The sequence below is a fragment of the Nocardia carnea NBRC 14403 genome (assembly GCF_000308515.1).
In the GTDB taxonomy this organism is placed as follows: domain Bacteria; phylum Actinomycetota; class Actinomycetes; order Mycobacteriales; family Mycobacteriaceae; genus Nocardia; species Nocardia carnea.
On sequence record NZ_BAFV01000041.1, the window covers coordinates 23093 to 37991 of the forward strand.

Genomic DNA, 14899 nt, shown 5'->3' on the forward strand with positions numbered 1-14899 from the left:
CCTAGTGGGCGCCCGCCCACTAGTGTGGGCATATGCCCACACTATCGCGGCACTCCTCGCCAGCTCCCCGGCCGGAGCCACACCGGCACCGCGAGGTCGCCGAATCGTTCGGCGTCGACCCACAACGCTACGACCGGGCCCGCCCCCGCTACCCCGACGCACTCGTCACCCGGATCATCGCCACGAGCCCGGGCCGCGATGTTCTCGATATCGGTTGCGGCACCGGTATCGAAGCCCGGCAATTCCAGGAGGCCGGGTGCACGGTGCTCGGCATCGACCCGGACGACCGGATGGCCGCATTCGCCCGCAGCACCGGGGTCGAGGTCGAAACCGGCACGTTCGAAGCGTGGGATCCGGCCGGCCGCACCTTCGACGCGGTCGTCGCCGGCCAGGCCTGGCATTGGGTCGACCCGGTCACCGGCCCGGCAAAGGCCGCGCAGGTCCTGCGTCCGGGCGGCCGGATCGCCGTATTCGGGCATGCATTCGATGCCCCCGCCGAAGTCACCCGGGCACTGGCCGCGGCCTACGCGAAGATCGCGCCGGACTCCCCCTTCACCCATGCAGCCGCCGGTGCGAAATCCGCGCTCGAAACCTACCGGGAGATGTTCGCCGCAGCCGCCGCCGGTATCCGCCGGGCGGACCGGTTCGACGAACCCGAGCACTGGCGTTTCGACTGGGAGCAGTCCTACACCCGGGACCAGTGGCTCGACCATCTGCCCACCACCGGCCCGCTCACCCGGCTCGCACCGGATCAGCTGGCGGTCGTGCTCGACAGTGTCGGCGCGGCCATCGATGAGATCGGCGGCGGTTTCACCATGCCGTACACCACCCTCGCGGCGACTGCCACGCTGACCGGCTGATCCCGCCGCAGGGGCCACGAGCACAGCGGGCGCCGGTCGTCGACATCTCGCTGTGTGTCAGCGGATCCCGTACTCGGCCAGCGCATCCACCAGTGCGCACGGACGCTGGCCGACAGGAACGGGCTCCACCAGCGTGACTGCACAGCCGAGTTCGGCAGCAGCACCGTCCGCCTCGTCACTGTCGCCGATCATCAGCACCTCGCCGGGGGTGATACCGATACGGCGACAGGCGATATCGAAGAGCCGCGGATCGGGTTTCACCGCACCCTCGGCATACGACAGGACGAATTCGGTCACCTGCTCGGCGACCCCGGCCCGTTTGAACACCGGCCGGATATCCCAGGCGATATTGCTGACCACCGCGATCGGCATCCCGGCCGCCGCCACCGCTGTCAGGGCGGCCTCCGTATCCGGGAAGGGCCGCCAGGCCTCCGCCGACAGCAGTTGTTCGTACAGATATTCCGGATTACCGACCCCGGACCCACGCAGCACAGCCAGATAGAGTTCGCGATGCAGCGGCGGGTCCAGGTCCCGACGCCCCCATTCGTCGCGCAGCCGCTCCGGCAAACCACCCGGCCGCCCGACCGGCGCCGTCATCCGCCGCACCACCTCGGCCTGCGCCTCACCGTCGAGAGTTTCCCCGTCGTGTCCGACCAGCCCCTCCAGTTCCGGCTCGAATCGAAAGAGGGTACCGGAGAAATCGAACAGCACACCGCGGACAGTCATACCGGCCAGGTTACGGAGCACCCACAGCGTGCGGACAAGCGGTTTCCCGGCGGCCATAGGTGCGCCGCTCGCGTCGGGTCCGGCGGAACCTCAGGACGCGAGATCGCGGAGGCTGTCGAGCAGGAAGCTGTTCACCGCATCGGTGGCTTCCAACTGGACCAGATGTCCGGCTTCGGGGACACACCGGACTTCCCGCAGGTCCGGTAGCGTCGCGCGCATCGTCGCGAGCGGGTCGCGGCCGCTGAAACCCTCCATATCCGGGTCGTTCTCCCCGTAGACGAAATACACCGGCGCGGCGGGAGCGGCCTGTGCGTAGTCGGCGGTGAGTTCCCAGTTGCGGTCGAGGGCACGGTACCAATTCAGTCCGCCGGTGAAACCGGTGCGTTCGAATTCGGCGGCGAGGATATCGAATTCCGCTTCGGGAAGCCACGGCCACGGAAATTCCGGGGCCTGCGGCAGCGCATCGATATATCGCATACCCGGCGGGTTCTGCCAGACATCGAGGTAGTGGTAGTCGCCGCTCAGCGCGTAGTACACCCGGGACAGGAATTCGCGCGGCTGTTCGGCAAGATGGGCGTCGGCGACGCCGGGTTCCTGGAAGTACTGCATATGCAGGAAGTGCCGTTCGGCCATTTTCGCCCAGTAGTACCCGGGTGGTTTCGGCGAGCGCGGCGCGAACGGATTGTTCAGCACCATCAGGCCGCGCACCCGCTCCGGTGCCCGCATTCCGAGTTCCCACAGCAGCGCGGCACCGAAGTCGACACCCGCGAACACCGCTCGTTCGGCGCCGATATCGTCGAGCAGCGCCAGCAGATCACCGATCACGGCCCGATTGGTGTACTCGTCGATGGCCGCAGGGGCGTCGGTGCGGCCGGCGCCGCGCAGGTCGGGAGCGATCGCCCGGTATCCGGCCGCCGACAGGGCGGCGAGCTGCCGGTGCCAGACGTACCCGGTATGCGGGAATCCGTGACAGAAGATCACCGGATCGCCCTGCCCCTGTTCGGTGATGTGCATCCGCACACCCCCGGTATCGATGAACCGGTGTATCGGCGTCACGGAACCTCCCGAATACTAGAACGCGTTACAGTTTCACGGTAACGTCCCGGGACTGTGAACGGAACACCACACCCCCTGAAAAACCGGATCGCAGTGGTCACCGGTGCGAGTCGCGGTATCGGCAAAGGTATCGCGCTGGAACTCGGCGCGGCCGGCGCGACCGTATACGTCACCGGGCGAACGCAGCAGCCCGGCAAACTCCCGGGCACGGTGCACGAAACGGCCGCCCGGATCGACGAACTGGGCGGTACCGGCGTACCCGTGGTCTGTGATCACGGCGACGACGAGGCCACAGCGGCCCTCTTCGAACGTATCGGCACCGAACACGACCGGCTCGACGTCCTGGTCAACAACGTCTACAACTCCCCCGCCGCCGCCCGCTGGCTGGGCCGCAAATTCTGGGATGTACCGCCGAAGGCCTGGGACGAAACGTTCCGGATCGGGGTGCGTTCCCATTACGTCGCAGCCGTGTACGCGGCACCGCTGCTGCTGAAAGCGGGGGGTCTCCTCGTGAACGTGTCCTCGCCCGGCGCGCAACGCGCCATGCACAACGCCGTGTACGGGGTCGCAAAAACGGCACTGGACCGGATGACCGCCGATTTCGCCCGCGACCTCGCCGATACCGAGGTCACCGCCGTCTCGATATGGCCCGGCCTGGTCGCCACCGAACTACTACAAATGGTGCCCGCCGATGATACGGGTAAACGCGTGGTGACCCTGCCCGGTGAGGGCAGCTTCGACCTGGACGAGGCCGAAACGCCTCGGTTCGCGGGCCGCGCGGTGGTGGCGCTGGCCGCCGATCCCGACCGCAGGAAACGAGCGGGTAAGGCCTGGAAAGTCGCCGATCTGGCCGAGGACTACGGATTCACCGATATCGACGGACGGATACCCCGGACCGACTGACGATCAGGCGAACTTGATCTCCAGGCCGATCCCCAGAATCGCGATGAACCAGACCAGCCCGGTGAAGACCGTGATGCGGTTGAGGTTCTTCTCCGCAACGGTCGAGCCGGACAGCGCCGACTGCGTCCCACCGCCGAACAGGCTGGACAGACCTCCGCCCTTGGCGCGGTGCAGCAGCACCATCAGCACCAGCAGCAGGCTGGTGACGATCAGGAGGATATCCAGGAACATCCGCATGCCGGACAGTGTATCTATGCGCGCGGCTCGACCGACACCAGGTGGGTGAGCGTCTCGTCGTGAGCGAATTCCGCAACCGCGCGTTCGCGCATCAGGTCCTGGGCGGTCAACCGCACCTTGTGCTGCTGCATATGCTCCGACCAGGAGCGCACCACGAACGCCTCGACGTAGCGGTCCTCGGCGCCGACATCGCGGTACAGCCGCCATTCCATGGCACCGGTGCGCTGCCGGGACCGGCCCACGAAACTCATCGCGTCGAGGAATCCGGGGACCCGGTCCGGCGGAACGTCGTAGTCCTTGAGCACGAGCACCGGGCCGTCGTCCGGTTCCGGTTCCACCACCAGCTGCGGTTCGGGCCAGTACGCCTGCGGGGTCAGGTCGAAACCGGCAGCGAACTGGCGCATGGGCAGCCATACGGTACTGAGCGCGGCCAACCCGAGCAGCGCACCGGCGATCAGCAGCGCGGTGACCGCCCCGTAGGCGCCGGCGACCAGGCCCCACACCACCGAACCGATCGCCTGACCGGCCATGAAAACCAGCATGTACACCGACAGTCCACGCGCCCGCACCCATCCGGGGAGCAGCAGCTGCATGGTGGCGTTCATGGTCGAGAGGGTGAGCAGCCAGGCCGCACCGGCGAATACCAGCAGGATCAGCACCAGCGCCTCGACGCGCAGCAACGCGGTTCCGCAGCAGGCCGCACCGAACATCAGCGCGGCGACGGCGACCTGCTGGGTGGGTGTGAGCAGCGCCCGCACCCGCGCCAGGCTCACCGCGCCCAGTACCGCCCCTACTCCGAGCGCGCCGAGCATAACGCCGTAACCGGAGGATCCCAGGCCCAGCTGATCCCGTGCGATCACCGGTAGCAGCGCCCACAACGCGCTACCGGGGGCGACGAACAGCGCGGTGCGCAGCAGTACCCGCCGGATCGCCGGTGCCGATTTGATGAACCGGGTCCCGGCCTGCAGTGCCGCCAGCGGGCGTTCGCTCGGGAATTCGCGCGCCACTTTCGGCCGCCGCCACAGCAGCAGCGCACCGACGATCGCGCAGAACGAAAAGGCATTGAGGGTGAACACCAGCGCCGGGCCGGACAGCGCGACCAGCACGCCCGCGATCGCCGGGCCCACTGCCCGCCCGATGTTCATATTCATACTGCCCAGCGCCGCTGCGGACGGAATCTGGTCGCGCGGGACCAGTTCGGGCTGAATCGCCTGCCACGAGGGAGCGACCACCGCCTGACCGCAGCCGAGCAGGAACAACAGGATGAGCAACACCGACGGAGTGGTGTGACCGGTGGCGGTCGCGATCGCCAGGACCGCCGCCAGCACCGCCATGGTGCACTGCGCGCCGAGCAACAGGCGCCGGCGGTCCAGCAGATCGGCGAGCACCCCGGACGGTATCGACAGGATCATCACCGGCAGCGTCGTCGCCGTCTGGACGAACGAAACCAGGGCCGCCGCATTGGGTTCGTCGACCAGCACCCACTGGGCGCCCACCATCTGCATCCAGGTGCCGAGATTGGAGACCAGCTGGGCGATCCACAGCGCCCGGTAGACCGGGGATCGCAGCGGCGCCCATGTGGAAACTGGTGGCGGCGCGGCTGTGGTCACTCGGGACAGCATAGCCGCGTGCTCTGACCGGCCTGGCGGATGCTCACGCGGTGAGGCGATCCTCCTCGCGGATGAACCAGGTCGCGATCACGCTCACCACCGCGGTGCCCACCAGATACCCGCAAGCCAGCCATGGTGTACCGCCGGCGGCCGCAATCAGCGCCGTGACGATCATCGGAGTCAGCCCGGACGCGTAGATTCCGGAGAACTGATAGACGAACGATAAACCCGTATACCGCACCTCGGGCGGATACAGACCGGCGTACAGGGTGCCCTGCGCTCCGTAGAACACCGCGTGCGCGACACCGAATACCGCGATTATGGCCACGGTGAAGACCACGATATTGCCGGTCTCGAAAAGCAGGAATACCGGATATACCAGTACCCCGTAGCCAGCGATCCCGGCGATATACACCCGCCGCGGCCCGAAACGGTCGGTGAGCAAGCCGGATACCGGGATGAGCGCGGCCATCACCACCGCCGCGACGGTGACCGCCAGCAGTACCGGCACCTGCTCGAATCCCAGCTGACCGGTCGCGAAGCTGATCGCGAAAACACCCCAGGTGTTGAATGCCGCCCCCTCGCCCCAGCGGGACAGCAATCCCAGGGCGGTGTTGCGCCGGGAACGGGCGTTGCGGAACAACTCGACCACCGGCACTTTCGAGATCCGCTTCAACCGGTCCACCTCACGGAAAGCGGGCGTCTCGTCGATCTTCAGCCGCACCACCAGGCCGATCAGCACCAGAACCAGACTGGCGCCGAAGGCGATCCGCCATCCGTAAGCCAGAAACGCGTCTTCGCTCAACACCGTGCGCAGCAGGGCGAAGACTCCGGTGCCCAGCGCGAGGCCGAGTGCCAGCCCGACCTGCGGATAACTACCGAACAATCCTACTTTCCGGCGCGGGCTGTGCTCGACGGCCAGCAGGACGGCCCCGGCCCATTCTCCGCCGAGCGCGAAACCCTGCAGCATCCGCAACGCCAGCAGCAGAATCGGCGCGGCGACACCGATCGCGGCGGCAGTGGGCAGTACGCCCATCAGGGCCGTGGCTCCGCCCATGATGGCCATCGTCAATGCGAGCGTACGTTTCCGGCCGATCCGGTCGCCGATATGCCCGAAGACGAGTCCGCCCACCGGACGCATCAGGAAACCGACGGCGAAGGTGGCGAACGACAGCATGGTTCCGACGAAGGCACTGGTGCTCGGGAAGAACAGTTTGTCGAAAACTATGCCCGCTGCGGTGGAGTAGAGGAAGAAGTCGTACCACTCGACGGTGGTCCCGATCAGGCTCGCGGCAACCGCTTTCCGGGTATCGCGAGCGGCCGGCCCGCCCGTGCCCGGCTCGGCCGCGACCGCGGGGTCGTCCGTGCGGGCGGGTACCTCCGCGGTTTCCAGCAACGACATGGTGCCCCCTTCGGTACGGCATCGACTCGACCGGTGAGGTTATGGCGCCCCGGAGCGGGACGGCAGGGTTGGAATCAGCGCGATTCGAGCGCGGTCACTCCCGGATGTCGCCGCCGGGGTGGCCGGCCCGCGCCGGGTAGCATCGGCGGCATGCCCGGACGACTGCTCCGATTCGGTGCGGCCCTCGCACTGATCCTGCTGGCCGCCACGGCCTGCGCGAACGATGAGGAGCCGGAGCCCGCGGCGCCCGAGGCGACACCGATGGGCCATACCTATATCTCCACCGAGGTCACCGGTACCGCGATCCCGGGCGGTGGACCGCTCACCCTTGTTTTCGCCGACGGCCGGATCACCGCCGACGCCGGGTGCAACACACACAGCGGTGCAGTGGATCTGCACGGTCACGTTCTGCACGTTTCCGAACTGGCGAGCACCCTCGCCGCCTGTCCCGGTGAACGCGCCGGATCCGATACCTGGGTGGGCGAGCTGCTGCGCGGCGAACCGACCTGGGAGCTCGACCGCGACCGGCTGACGCTGATCGGCAAGAAATCGACGGTGGTACTCACGGACAAGAAAGTGGCACAACCGGACCGGCCGATCCGCGGTACCGAATGGATCGTCACCACGCTGCTCACCCCACAGGCCCGGGTATCGTCCCGCACAATCGACGAAGTGCGGCCCCGCCTCACCATCGCCGAGGACGGCGGGCTGACCGGTTTCGCCGGTTGCAACCGGCTGACGGGTCGCGCCGAGGTCACCGAAACCCCGGACGGCGCCGATATCGCGTTCACCGCGGCCACCACCCGGATGATGTGCACACCCGAGGTCATGGAGGTTGAGCGCGCGGTTCTCGCCGCCCTGGACGGCACAGCACAGGCCACGGTCGACGCCGATACCCTCACTGTGCGCAATCCCAACGGCCACGGTTTGACGCTGCGGGCCCAGTAGTTCGAGCCTCGGGGCTAGGAGCCGAACACCACGCTCTCGAATGCTCCGGTTTCCGCGTCCATGGGCACACCCTCACAGTTGGGTCCGGGAAAGGCTGCCACGTCCATATCGGTGTCGTTGGCGAGCATTCCGGCGGCACCCGGGGTGTTGTAACACCGGTCGGATTCCAGATCGTTCAGCACGGACGGACCACCGACCTGGGAACGGTAGACGAAGTCGCCGGGAGCCGCCTCGGCGCCGAGCTCGACGGTCAGTGTGAGCGCTGCGCCGACGGCGAAAACACCCACGGTTTCGAGGAAATATCGCACGCACTGTTCCTTTCGCTCGGAGTTGTGGGCTCTTCGGATCCGGCACCGCAGTATTCCGGATCCACCGCCGGGTCTGCGGTAATCGAGCGGTATCGCCCGTCGATGGGCACGTCGCGGCAACCGGATATCCGCACCGGCCCCGGAATCACCGGGCGGGCCGCGCGACCTGGTCTTCGGGGCGCCCCTCGGTGTCCCGGGGGCGGAGGGCAGGGATGAGGAAACGTTGCAACAGCTGAGCTTCCGATTCGGCATCGGTCGGCCACAGCAGCAGAGATAACACCGACCGGATGAACCAGATGCCGATGAGGGGGTCGTCCGGGGGCGTGCCCAGCATGTCGGAAACGATGCCGATCAGGGCCGGCGATTCGGCAAAGGTCACCACCGAGCGGGGCCCGTGCTGTGAGGCGAGAAATGCGACGACGATCGGATCGGAGCGGACTTCGTGAAGTGTGACGGTGAGCGCCGCGTACACGCGGTCGGAGCCGGTGAGGTCACCGAGAGCGGACTCGACCACACCGGCGATACGGTTCGCCGCGCGAGCAAGGACAGTCTCGCGGAGATGGGTGACACCGCCGGTATGCCGGTAGACGGTGGCGCGTGAGCAGTGCGCATGCCGGGCCACGGTATCGACGTCGAGACCGTCGAAGCCCCGGCGCGTGATCAGCTCGGCGACCGCGGCATAGATATGGTCGGCCGCGGTGTCGTGACGATCCGCGCCGAGTAGCCAGTCTCGACCCATCGGCTCAGTATGAGACAAATCGGAGGCGGGAGTTTTCGCTTTCGCCCAGTTCACAACAATGGTGTGAGACGGCGGCGGACGGTCTCGCGGCGCACTGCGTATCTACTTCGGTCGCAGATCTTGTTCCGGCGGCAGGCAGCGACGACCGTGGATGCGGATACGACGCCGGCGACCGGTCGTCGCGCCGGGCGGCCCGGCGCACGGCCGCCTTCGGCTGCCGCCCCGGTATCCGAAGCCGGCGGCGCGTCGGACTGTGAACGGAGAGCGGATGTCGACCATCGAAGTGATGGACCCACCGGCACGCGGGTGGTCCTGGGCTCAGCGGCAAACCCTGGCCGTATCGTGCCTGGCGGTCACGTTGGTGATCGCCTCGATGGCCGCCCTCTACACCGCGCTGGCGCCCATCACCATCGGCACCGGCGCGAACCACACCCAAGCAACGTGGATCGTAGACGGATACACCCTCGCGCTGGCCTGCTTGGTACTGCCCGCCGGAGCCCTCGGTGACCGCTACGGCCGACGACGGCTGCTGATCGGCGGTCTCGTCGTCTTCGCGGCCGCGTCGATCATCCCGCTGGCCACCTCGGCAGTCGCGTGGCTGATCGCCGCCCGCGTACTCGCCGGTGTCGGTGCCGCACTGGTCATGCCGTCCACCCTGTCCATGATCACCGCCGTATTCCCGCCGGGTGGGTCGGGACGAGCCGTCGGAGTCTGGGCCGGCGCAGCGGGCTCCGGCGGCCTCATCGGGCTCATCGGATCCGGATTGCTATTGCAGTGGTGGTCGTGGCAATCCATTTTCGTCGGGATGGCTGTCGCCGCGGTCGCGCTCGCCGCCGCGGGGCTCACGCTCGCCGAATCCCGCAGTGCCACACCGCCCGGGCTGGACCCGCTCGGTGCGCTCACCAGCGTCACCGCGATCGCACTGCTGGTCTGGGCATTGATCGCGGTCGCCGACCGGGGATGGACCGATCCATATATCCTGGCCGGCCTGGCCGGCGCGGCGCTGGCCGCGGAACTGTTCGTGGTGGTCGAACTCCGGGTCCGGTCTCCCATGCTGGACCTACGGCTGTTCGCCCGCCGCGGTTTCGGCTGCGGAGCGGCATCGATCACCGTCCAGTTCCTCATCACCTTCGGGCTCTTCATGATCGTCGTGCAGTATCTGCAGCTGATCCTGGGCTACAGCCCCCTGCATGCCGCCGTGGCCGTCCTACCCATGGGGGTCGCAGTCATCGGACTGTCGTTGCTGTCGCCCCTGCTCACCGCACGCTACGGACTCCGGCTGCCCACCGCGACCGGGCTGACAGTCCTCGCCGCCGGGCTACTGCTCATGACCCGCCTGGCCCCCGAGGACGGCTACCCCGGCGTCCTGATCCCCCTGTCGATCGTGGGCATCGGCATCGGATTCGCCGCGGCACCGGCCACCACCGCGATCATGAGCGATGCCGCCGCCGATAGGCACAGCGTTGCGGCGGCGGTCAACGACGCCGCCCGTGAGATCGGCGCGGCCATCGGTATCGCTGTCGCCGGCACCGTGCTGGCCACCGGCTACCGCACCAGCATCGCCGCCGATCTCCCACAGTTGCCGGCCCCGGCCCGCGAACCGGTCGCGCACTCGCTTGCCGCCACCACTCAACTCGCTGAACAGGCGGGCCCCGCAGCGCAACCGCTGCTCGAACTCGCCCGCACCGCTTTCCTCGACGGCCTGCACCACACTGTCTTCACCCTGGCGGTCATCAGTCTCATCGCTGCTGCCGCCTTCGTTTTCTGGGCCCCCGGGCCTCCGGAAACGTCGAGGCCCGCCGGGTAGACCGGCGGGCCTCGATGGATTCACCTACTCAGGGCAGCGGACCGCCCGCGGCAATCGCGGACAGCGTGGCGAACTCGTCGCCCTTGAGCGAAGCTCCACCCACCAGCGCACCGTCGATATCGGTCTGCTTGCTCAGCTCACCGACATTCTTGGCGTTCACCGAACCGCCGTAGAGCACCCGCACGGTCTCGGCGACCTCGGCTCCGGCCAGCTGGACGAGCTCGCCACGGATGGCGCCGCACACCTCCTGGGCGTCGGCCGGGGTGGCGACCTTTCCGGTGCCGATCGCCCATACGGGTTCGTAGGCGATGACGACCTTCGCGATCTCCTCGGGCTTCAGGCCCTTCAGCGAACCCCGCAACTGCTCGAGGTTGTACTCGACGTGGGTGCCCGCCTCACGGACGTTCAGTCCCTCACCGATGCAGACGATCGGGGTGACCCCGTGCTTCAGCGCCTGCTTCGCTTTCGCGAGCACCGTGGCGTCGTCCTCGTTGTGGTACTGGCGGCGCTCGGAATGCCCGACCACCGCGAACCGGCACCCCAGCTTGGCCAGCATGGCCGCGCTGACCTCACCGGTGTAGGCGCCGGATTCGTGTACCGAAACATCCTGCGCGCCGTAGGTGATGCGCAGTTTGTCGCCTTCGATCAGCGTCTGCACGCTGCGGATATCGACGAACGGCGGAATCACCGTGACATCGACCTTGTCGAAGTACTTGTCCGGCAGCGCGAACGCGATCTTCTGCACCAGGGCGATGGCCTCGAGGTGATTGAGGTTCATCTTCCAGTTGCCCGCGATCAGCGGTTTCCGAGCCATTACGCGTCCTCCGCATCGTCGAGCACGCTGATGCCGGGCAGCGTCTTACCTTCCAGGTACTCCAGTGAGGCACCGCCACCGGTGGAGATATGCGAGAAATCGCTTTCCGGGATACCGAGCGCCCGCACCGCCGCCGCGGAATCGCCACCACCGACAACGGTGAACGCACCCTTACCGGTGGCCGTGGCGATGGCCTCGGCCACACCGCGGGTACCGGCCGCGAACTTGTCGAACTCGAACACGCCCATCGGGCCGTTCCAGAACACCGTGCGCGCCTCGGTGAGCAGTGCGGCGAAACGCTGCACCGATTCCGGGCCGATATCCAGGCCCAGCCAGCCGTCCGGGATCTCGTGGCACGGCACGGTCTTCGATTCCGCGTCCGCGGCGAAGGAATCGGCGACGACGATATCGCGCGGCAGATGGATGACATCGGCGTAGCGATCCAGCAGCTGTTTACAGGTGTCGATCATCTCCTCCTGCAGCAGCGAGGAACCGACGGACAGACCCTCCGCGGCCAGGAAGGTGAAGCACATCCCGCCGCCGATGACCAGGGTGTCGACCTTGGGGGCCAGCGCCTCGATCACGGCCAGTTTGTCCGAGACCTTCGACCCGCCGAGCACCACCGCATAGGGGCGGTCGGTGGATTCGGTGAGCTTGGCCAGCACATCGGCCTCGGCCGCAACGAGCGTGCCCGCGTAGTGCGGCAGCAGTTTCGCCACGTCGTACACCGACGCCTGCTTCCGGTGCACCACACCGAAACCGTCGGAGACGAACGCACCGTCGTCGCCGACCAGTTCCACCAGCGCGGCGGCCAGTTTCGCACGGTCGGCGTCGTCCTTGGCGGTCTCGCGCGGATCGAAGCGGATATTCTCCAGCAGCAGCACATCGCCGTCGGTGAGGCCCTCGGAGCGCGCGAGCGCGTCCTGACCCACCACATCAGCGGCGAGTTGCACGTTGCGACCCAGCTCGGCGGCCAGGCGGGTCGCCACCGGAGCCAGCGACAACGCCGGATCCGGGGCACCCTTCGGGCGGCCGAGATGCGCGGTGACGACCACCTTCGCACCGGCTTCCACCAGTGCGCGGATGGTCGGCACCGAGGCGATGATCCGGCCCGGATCGGTGATCTCGCCGTTGTCGAGGGGGACGTTGAGGTCGGAACGCACCAGTACGCCACGGCCCTCGACGCCCTCGGCGAGGAGATCGTCCAGAGTTTTGATGCTCACGCCGGTCCTAGAGGGACTTGCCGACGAGGCCGATGAGGTCGGCGAGGCGGTTGGAGTAGCCCCACTCGTTGTCGTACCAGGAGTAGACCTTCACCTGGTCGTCGATGACCTTGGTCAGCGGCGCGTCGTAGATGGAGGAGTGCGGATCGGTGACGATATCGCTGGAGACGATCGGATCCACGTTGTACTTCAGGATGCCCTTCAGCGGCCCCTCGGCGGCGGCCTTGAACGCCGCGTTGATCTCGTCGACCGTGGCCTTCTTCGCCAGATCCGCGGTCAGGTCGGTGATCGACCCCGTGGGGATCGGGACTCGCAGCGAGTAGCCGTCGAGCTTGCCGTTGAGCTCGGGCAGCACCAGGCCGATGGCCTTGGCCGCACCGGTGCTGGTCGGCACGATGTTCACCGCGGCGGCGCGGGCGCGACGCAGATCCTTGTGCGGGCCGTCCTGCAGGTTCTGGTCCTGCGTGTAGGCGTGGATGGTGGTCATCAGACCCTTGACGATGCCGAACTCGTCGTTCAGCACCTTCGCCAGCGGGCCCAGGCAGTTGGTGGTGCAGGACGCGTTGGAGATGATGTTCTGGCTGCCGTCGTACTTGTCGTCGTTGACACCCATCACGATGGTGATGTCCTCGCCCTTGGCGGGCGCGGAGATGATGACCTTCTTGGCGCCGGCGGCCAGGTGCCCCTTGGCCTTGGTGGCGTCGGTGAAGATACCGGTGGATTCGACGACGACGTCCACGCCCAGATCGCCCCACGGCAGCGCCGCCGGACCCTCCTTGACGGCCAGCGCCTTGATGCGCTGGTCACCGACCACGATGGTGTCCTCGCCGTCCAGCGAGACATCCTTCGGCAGCCGGCCGAGGATCGAATCGTATTTGAGCAGGGTGGCCAGAGACGCGTTGTCGGTGAGGTCGTTGACCGCCACGATCTCGATATCGGTGGTGCCGAGCGCTTTCTGCGCCTCCACCGCCCGGAAGAAGTTACGTCCGATACGGCCGAAGCCGTTGATACCTACCCGGACAGTCACGTTTCTCGCTCCTCAGCTGTCAAGCGGATGATTCCGACGCCACCCACACTAATGCCTTCGGGTCTTCTCTCCGACACACCCCTGGTGTTGGTGACCACCGGCTATCCGGGCGCGCCCGAACCTCATCCGCGGCGCCACTTCCGCGTGTCGGGCCGGGCGTGCCGGATCCGGCGGGCAACCGCAGCTCCGGCCCGAATCCGCGCCCCGCGGGGGCGTACGGCCGAGGCCGGGTCCCGAAAATCACTGGCAACTCCGGACACCGCACCGCAGGATGGTGGGGATGCCCAGTTCACCTCTCCCCGGTTCGGGGCCGCACGTCCGTCCGGCCACTCCCGCCGATATTCCCCGCGCCACCAGAAGCCTCACCCGCGCTTTCCTCGACTACCCCTGGACCCGGCACACCATCGCCGCGGACGACCACGAACGCCGGCTATCCGAGTTCCAGGAACTCTTCCTCACCCGCATCGGACTACCCCACGGCCGGGTGTGGGTCGCCGACGACGGTGACGCGGTCGCGGTCTGGACCACGCCTGCCACCGATGCCGGCCCGGTATTCACCGAACTCGCACCCCGCTTCACCGAACTGGCCGGTAACCGTGCCGAGGCGCAGGCAACAGCCGAGGCTGCACTGCATCCACACCGCCCGGCCGACCCCGTCTGGTTCCTCGGCACCGTGGGGGTCGAGCCCGCCCGCCGCGGCAGCGGACTGGGCCGCGCCGTGATCGAGCCCGGCCTGGCCGCCGCCGAACGCGAAGGTGTCGGGGCGTTCCTCGAGACGTCGACCGCGGAGAACGTGCGCTTCTACGAGCACCTCGGTTTCCACGTGACCGCAGAAGTGGATATCCCCGACGGCGGCCCCCTGACCTGGTGCATGCTCCGGCAGCCGTAGCGGTTCCGGTCCACCGGACCCGCGTACCACACGATGGGGCGCCGAGCGGACCCGCTGCCCCTTGGTTGCTGCGGGATCAGCCAGAATTCGGGGCGCCGGAGTATCGCCACGAACGGTTCGACCATGTCGAGTCGCTCTCCGGAGGGACCGGGCGGGCCGCCCGAGCCGCTCCGGTTCTACGCGGCCCGGCCGGGCACGTGCCCATGGGGGCGAGTGATACGTCCGGACGGGCCGCGAGCCCGCGCCCCGTGTTTCGGCCTGCCCAGCCGGCTACCTACGGCCCGAGGGCACCTCGCTGGTCACCGTCGCGATCGCTCGCGTCGAGCCGGCGCGCGCACGGCCGGCGCGCA

15 protein-coding genes are annotated in these 14899 nt (G+C 67.7%); 5 read left to right on the plus strand and 10 right to left on the minus strand.

The window, feature by feature from the left end; translation table 11 throughout:
• Positions 1-32 precede the first annotated feature (32 nt).
• Positions 33-860 (plus strand): class I SAM-dependent methyltransferase, encoded by an 828-nt coding sequence (locus ON22_RS15580; RefSeq protein WP_033241648.1) that lies wholly within the window; start codon positions 33-35, stop codon positions 858-860.
• Positions 861-917: 57 nt separating this feature from the next.
• On the opposite strand, the gene ON22_RS15585 is transcribed toward ON22_RS15580, so the two are convergent.
• Positions 918-1586: an HAD family hydrolase gene (locus ON22_RS15585; RefSeq protein ID WP_033242326.1), complete on the minus strand. Its 669-nt coding sequence runs from the start codon at positions 1584-1586 to the stop codon at positions 918-920.
• A 90-nt stretch (positions 1587-1676) separates the two neighbouring features.
• Positions 1677-2642, minus strand: a complete 966-nt coding sequence (locus tag ON22_RS15590) for an alpha/beta fold hydrolase (RefSeq protein ID WP_033241647.1) — start codon at positions 2640-2642, stop codon at positions 1677-1679.
• A gap of 54 nt (positions 2643-2696) precedes the next feature.
• On the opposite strand from ON22_RS15590, the gene ON22_RS15595 reads away from it, so the two are divergent.
• Positions 2697-3545, plus strand: a complete 849-nt coding sequence (locus tag ON22_RS15595; protein WP_033241646.1) for an SDR family NAD(P)-dependent oxidoreductase — start codon at positions 2697-2699, stop codon at positions 3543-3545.
• Positions 3546-3548: 3 nt separating this feature from the next.
• Here the strand turns inward: ON22_RS15595 and secG are convergent, their stop codons facing one another.
• The 3 genes from secG to ON22_RS15610 are packed head-to-tail and all read right to left on the minus strand — an operon-like array spanning position 3549 to position 6794.
• Positions 3549-3782 (minus strand): preprotein translocase subunit SecG, encoded by a 234-nt coding sequence (gene secG / locus ON22_RS15600; protein WP_033241645.1) that lies wholly within the window; start codon positions 3780-3782, stop codon positions 3549-3551.
• Positions 3783-3796: 14 nt separating this feature from the next.
• A complete protein-coding gene (locus ON22_RS15605; protein WP_086007744.1) occupies positions 3797-5404 on the minus strand; it encodes an MFS transporter in 1608 nt (535 codons plus the stop codon).
• 31 nt (positions 5405-5435) lie between these two features.
• The gene (locus tag ON22_RS15610; protein ID WP_081595603.1) at positions 5436-6794 is read right to left on the minus strand and encodes an MFS transporter; all 1359 of its coding nucleotides are present in this window, start codon (positions 6792-6794) and stop codon (positions 5436-5438) included.
• A gap of 150 nt (positions 6795-6944) precedes the next feature.
• Here ON22_RS15610 and ON22_RS15615 point away from each other — a divergent pair, with 150 nt between their 5' ends.
• Positions 6945-7742, plus strand: coding sequence for an META domain-containing protein (locus ON22_RS15615; RefSeq protein ID WP_033241644.1), 798 nt, complete (start codon positions 6945-6947; stop codon positions 7740-7742).
• Positions 7743-7756: 14 nt separating this feature from the next.
• On the opposite strand, the gene ON22_RS15620 is transcribed toward ON22_RS15615, so the two are convergent.
• A complete protein-coding gene (locus ON22_RS15620; protein WP_033241643.1) occupies positions 7757-8050 on the minus strand; it encodes a hypothetical protein in 294 nt (97 codons plus the stop codon).
• Between the two features lie 145 nt (positions 8051-8195).
• On the minus strand, positions 8196-8789 hold the full coding sequence (locus tag ON22_RS15625) for a TetR/AcrR family transcriptional regulator (protein WP_033241642.1): 594 nt from the start codon (positions 8787-8789) through the stop codon (positions 8196-8198).
• Between the two features lie 268 nt (positions 8790-9057).
• Between ON22_RS15625 and ON22_RS15630 the strand changes: the two genes are divergently transcribed.
• Positions 9058-10596, plus strand: a complete 1539-nt coding sequence (locus tag ON22_RS15630) for an MFS transporter (protein WP_051157676.1) — start codon at positions 9058-9060, stop codon at positions 10594-10596.
• Positions 10597-10624: 28 nt separating this feature from the next.
• Here the strand turns inward: ON22_RS15630 and tpiA are convergent, their stop codons facing one another.
• The 3 genes from tpiA to gap are packed head-to-tail and all read right to left on the minus strand — an operon-like array spanning position 10625 to position 13660.
• The gene (gene tpiA / locus ON22_RS15635; RefSeq protein ID WP_033241641.1) at positions 10625-11410 is read right to left on the minus strand and encodes a triose-phosphate isomerase; all 786 of its coding nucleotides are present in this window, start codon (positions 11408-11410) and stop codon (positions 10625-10627) included.
• Positions 11410-12633 carry a phosphoglycerate kinase gene (locus ON22_RS15640; protein ID WP_033241640.1) on the minus strand — a complete coding sequence of 408 codons (1224 nt, stop codon included), beginning with the start codon at positions 12631-12633 and terminating at the stop codon, positions 11410-11412. Before ON22_RS15640 ends, tpiA begins: the two co-directional genes overlap by 1 nt.
• A 7-nt stretch (positions 12634-12640) precedes the next feature.
• Positions 12641-13660, minus strand: coding sequence for a type I glyceraldehyde-3-phosphate dehydrogenase (gene gap, locus ON22_RS15645; RefSeq protein WP_033241639.1), 1020 nt, complete (start codon positions 13658-13660; stop codon positions 12641-12643).
• Positions 13661-13940: 280 nt separating this feature from the next.
• Here gap and ON22_RS15650 point away from each other — a divergent pair, with 280 nt between their 5' ends.
• Complete coding sequence (locus ON22_RS15650) at positions 13941-14549, plus strand: GNAT family N-acetyltransferase (RefSeq protein WP_033242322.1); 609 nt, start codon at positions 13941-13943, stop codon at positions 14547-14549.
• Positions 14550-14899 lie beyond the last annotated feature (350 nt).

What these genes read in the sequence shown, in the direction of transcription:
- ON22_RS15580 (WP_033241648.1), top strand. Translation starts at nt 33, where the DNA reads ATGCCCACACTATCGCGGCACTCCTCGCCAGCTCCCCGGCCGGAGCCA.
- ON22_RS15585 (WP_033242326.1), bottom strand. Translation starts at nt 1,586, where the DNA reads ATGACTGTCCGCGGTGTGCTGTTCGATTTCTCCGGTACCCTCTTTCGA.
- secG (WP_033241645.1), bottom strand. Translation starts at nt 3,782, where the DNA reads ATGCGGATGTTCCTGGATATCCTCCTGATCGTCACCAGCCTGCTGCTG.
- ON22_RS15605 (WP_086007744.1), bottom strand. Translation starts at nt 5,404, where the DNA reads ATGCTGTCCCGAGTGACCACAGCCGCGCCGCCACCAGTTTCCACATGG.
- ON22_RS15610 (WP_081595603.1), bottom strand. Translation starts at nt 6,794, where the DNA reads ATGTCGTTGCTGGAAACCGCGGAGGTACCCGCCCGCACGGACGACCCC.
- ON22_RS15615 (WP_033241644.1), top strand. Translation starts at nt 6,945, where the DNA reads ATGCCCGGACGACTGCTCCGATTCGGTGCGGCCCTCGCACTGATCCTG.
- ON22_RS15625 (WP_033241642.1), bottom strand. Translation starts at nt 8,789, where the DNA reads ATGGGTCGAGACTGGCTACTCGGCGCGGATCGTCACGACACCGCGGCC.
- ON22_RS15630 (WP_051157676.1), top strand. Translation starts at nt 9,058, where the DNA reads ATGTCGACCATCGAAGTGATGGACCCACCGGCACGCGGGTGGTCCTGG.
- tpiA (WP_033241641.1), bottom strand. Translation starts at nt 11,410, where the DNA reads ATGGCTCGGAAACCGCTGATCGCGGGCAACTGGAAGATGAACCTCAAT.
- ON22_RS15650 (WP_033242322.1), top strand. Translation starts at nt 13,941, where the DNA reads ATGCCCAGTTCACCTCTCCCCGGTTCGGGGCCGCACGTCCGTCCGGCC.